Origin of the sequence: Erysipelatoclostridium sp. An173 (assembly GCF_002160495.1) — a bacterium.
GTDB lineage: Bacteria > Bacillota_I > Bacilli_A > Erysipelotrichales > Coprobacillaceae > Thomasclavelia > Thomasclavelia merdavium.
In genome coordinates this window covers 1-2,995 of the sequence record NZ_NFKR01000077.1, presented here as the reverse complement: position 1 = coordinate 2,995, position 2,995 = coordinate 1, and the positions used below count along the sequence as shown (strand labels likewise).

Sequence of the window (2,995 nt, the reverse complement as noted above, 5' to 3'; positions counted from 1 at the left end):
TATACAAAATGACATTAACTAAATCAGCGAAATAACGAGGATTTTTAAAGAAATCCTTTAAAACAATGTCGTTTTTAAAAATACTAGCCATAAAATAAACTCCTTTGATAATATAAAGAATAGAAAATATTTTATAGTTAGAAAAAACAAAAGATAGTCAGTTTATATAATCAAAATAGGCTGAATTTATACAGTTAGTATAATTAATCGACAAAGTAATTATATCATAAAACAAGGAGTAAATAATCTCAAAATTATCTCGTTTTTATATAATAGATATTTACATGTTTATTTTTATATCAGATGTTACTTTTTCTTTAATAGATTGTTTTAAAGTATCAATGGAAATAGTGATATTATTATAACCGTTTAATCCATGTTGGCTAGCGAGATCTTGAGTGTAATCTTTTAAGCGGTAAACAGTAAAGCTATAGCGATTTTCTATAATATTTTGTTTATTATTGCTACAGTAATGATTTATTAATGGGGTTAAGACAACGTTTTCGATAGAAACCACACCACCTTTTTTTACAAAATCAAATGAAAGCATACCACCTATTTGACAGTTTTCTTCTAACATGCCACTAATGAAATTTCCTAAACTGTATGCGACTAATGTTCTATGATTATTACTTCCTGTAAGCCATTCAATATTTTGAAGGGTATGAGTGTGAGTTCCAATAATAACATCGACACCTAAATCAGCTAAATATTGAGCATATTCTTTTTGGAAATCACTAGGGGTATTTTCATTTTCTTGTCCCCAATGGCATGATACTACAATTGCATCACTAATACTTTTTGCTTTTTCAACATCGTTTTTTATTTGTTCTTTATCGAAAGGATTATAGCGATATGAAGATGGTATATAATCATAATTGATGTATTGGTTATATGATAAAAAAGCAATTCTAATACCATTTTTTTCTATAACTGGAATTTGGTTTTTTTCTTCTTGGTTTTGATATAAACCGATATATTTTATATTATTATATTGTTTAAAAACTTGAATAGAGTGATCAACAGCACTTTCACCCATATCAAATGAATGGTTTGTTGAACCATTTACAACATCAAAACCAATTTCATTTAGAGTATTAGCCATTTCATCAGGAGTATTAAATTGAGGATATCCTGAATATCCATGTTCACTGCCGCCTAATATTGTTTCTTGATTTATAAAAGATATATCTGGCGACTCTATGTATTTACGGATGTTTTGATAATAAGTTGTAAAATTATATCCGTTATTAGTTTGAGCATTTTGAATCATAGGGTCATGCATGATATTATCGCCAACAGCTAAAAATGATGCTTTATATTCTATGTTATCAAGTTCTTTTGTAGGTTTAGGGATAGTAGGTGTTGCGAAATTAGATGGCTGGCTTTGACAGCCAACTAATAATAAAATTATTAATAGCTTAAATATTTTCATTATAGATTCACCTCGATATTTTTATGATAGATAATATTGTAAGATAATTAATTTTTATAGTCAGTATTACCGGTAATTTTTTTATGGATTACTATTATAAATATATTTTATATCATATAATTAGTATTTTTTGCATAAAAAAATATTAATATGTAGAATATAGTCTAAAATAATTAGAAATAATTCATGGTTTTAATTTTTAATGAAAATATTTAGTATCTTAATTATTTGTCAATCGAAAGCAAACTGTATTTACTGTTTATTATTTAAATAAAAACACAAGCATAAAAATCTAAGCTTGTGATTATTAATTAATGACAATTCTTTGTAATGTATTTAATTTTATCAAGTGGTTCTTGATCTAAAAGCATTGTGAAAATCGTATCTAATTGTTTTTTAGTTAAGTTATTTAAAATATTACTATCTTCGTGAGGATAAAAATGTTTAAATATTTGTTGCGTTTTTTGCAGGGTTTCTTTATTAACAGCCTGATTATAGAAATTCATTAATGATTCACACATATCCACTTTCTCTCCTTGTTCTAAGATAATATTTTTTAAAACATCATTTTCTTCGTTAACTATACTAGCTACTATGATTGCGATATCTATTATCATGGCTTTTGATTTTTATGAATAAATGAATATTTTAACTGATAATTTCTTTATTTATAATACCTTTAATTTTATCAAACGGCTCTTGATCTAAAAGCATTGTGAAAATTATATCTAATTGTTTTTTAGTTAAGTTATTTAAAATATTACTATCTTCATGAGGATAAAAATGTTTAAATATTTGTTTCGTTTTTTGTAAGGTTTCTTTATTAACACCCAAATTAATACCTTTATCAATGCCTTGATTTATTCCTTCGTTGATACCTTGATTATAGAAATTCATTAATGATTCACACATATCCACTTTCTCTCCTTGTTTTAAGATAATTTTTTTTAAAACTTCATTTTCTTCATTAACTATGCTAGCTACTATGATTGCAATATCTTTGTCTATTACTAGACCTCTTAATCTCTCTAGATTCCCTTTAAATTTATAGATTAATTGAATAGTCTTGATCAAATCATAGTTTTTCTTTTCTTTAAATAAATGATAATCAATATCCAGTACATTTACTACTAGTATTGAAAAGTTACTGGTAGATATTTTTTTCTATGTCTTGAACTTTAAAAAAATCATAAAGATTGTCATAGTTTTGCCAGCGATGTTCACCCCAGTTTATAACTGCAGAGCTAACTTTCATCAATTCATTATCATTAGATAAATTGTTGATCTGTCTTTGATAAAGAATTGAATCATAAGACATACATCTAAAAAGCATAAATCTGTCATTTTGCTTCTGGTTTTCAATACCGATTAATTTAGATTCATTACCATTAGTGTATTTGAAAACAATATCTCTTCTAAGTTCGATTTCTTTAATGAAACTGTGATCTTTAATTACGGTAGATATTTCACTGTCATAAATATTCAGATATTCAGGATCGATAACCGGAAGACCGCTATACAAAATGACATTAACTAAATCAGCGAAATAACGAGGATTTT

The 2,995-nt window shown here is 25.8% G+C and carries 4 protein-coding genes; all 4 read right to left on the bottom strand.

What is annotated here, in order from left to right:
* Positions 1 to 280 precede the first annotated feature (280 nt).
* The gene (locus tag B5F09_RS14335; RefSeq protein WP_087375004.1) at positions 281 to 1,435 is read right to left on the bottom strand and encodes a CapA family protein; all 1,155 of its coding nucleotides are present in this window, start codon (positions 1,433 to 1,435) and stop codon (positions 281 to 283) included.
* Between the two features lie 311 nt (positions 1,436 to 1,746).
* Entirely contained in the window at positions 1,747 to 2,052 is a 306-nt protein-coding gene (locus tag B5F09_RS14330) for a hypothetical protein (RefSeq protein WP_143357530.1), read from the bottom strand.
* A gap of 31 nt (positions 2,053 to 2,083) precedes the next feature.
* Complete coding sequence (locus B5F09_RS14325; protein WP_087375002.1) at positions 2,084 to 2,509, bottom strand: hypothetical protein; 426 nt, start codon at positions 2,507 to 2,509, stop codon at positions 2,084 to 2,086.
* Between the two features lie 70 nt (positions 2,510 to 2,579).
* Positions 2,580 to 2,995, bottom strand: a 416-nt coding sequence (locus B5F09_RS14320) for an Rpn family recombination-promoting nuclease/putative transposase (protein ID WP_143357529.1), incomplete at its 5' end; no start/stop codon positions are given.

Bases quoted from the DNA above. Each gene is read 5' to 3' on its own strand.
- B5F09_RS14330 (WP_143357530.1), bottom strand. From the start codon at position 2,052: ATGATAATAGATATCGCAATCATAGTAGCTAGTATAGTTAACGAAGAA.
- B5F09_RS14335 (WP_087375004.1), bottom strand. From the start codon at position 1,435: ATGAAAATATTTAAGCTATTAATAATTTTATTATTAGTTGGCTGTCAA.